General features: G+C 31.1%; 2 pseudogenes. Both read right to left on the bottom strand.

The features are described 5' to 3' along the window. Positions 1-351, bottom strand: a pseudogene (locus GMD6S_RS10010) (hypothetical protein); the annotation flags it as partial. A gap of 33 nt (positions 352-384) precedes the next feature. Continuing rightward, a pseudogene (locus GMD6S_RS12835) lies at positions 385-579 on the bottom strand (DUF443 family protein); the annotation flags it as partial.

The following is a 579-nucleotide window of genomic DNA, read 5'->3' on the forward strand; positions in this document are numbered from 1 at the left end:
AATCAGCATAGAAATTGCAAAGAGTAATAACTTTAATAATATTTGCTCGCTAATATTATTGTGAATAAAAAATTTTTTCAGCGCATCATAGCTAACCTTGACGATTGGTTGAACGATAATGGCTCCCATTGTTGCACTTACAGGTCTGCTAGGTTTAATTTCGAATTGGTTATTATTCTTTTCAATCTCTACCATGTTCACTGTAATTGTATCTGTTTTTATTCCCCAGTAATAGCTCTTGGGGCTTATAGTACTTGTATCCATGACATACTTCTTCGATTCTTTATCTATCTGAACAATTTGAAAGCACATCATGCTTGAATTTTTAAATTTTAATTCCACATTTACCACTCAAATACTTTCTGAATTTTATTATAAGTTACATTATACCTTTTTCACTTCTTTAAATTCTAGGTATTTCTTTTGATAAGCATAAGTCAATGGAATAACGCCAGATTCAATCCAAATAAATAGATAGGCCAACAAACCATTCAACACTAGAATTGCAGCTTCTGTTCCATCATCTTCTCCCATATAAATAGAGAAAGCAATTGTATGTAAAATGAGAAATAGATAGGC

The sequence above is a fragment of the Streptococcus sp. GMD6S genome (genome assembly GCF_000297015.1).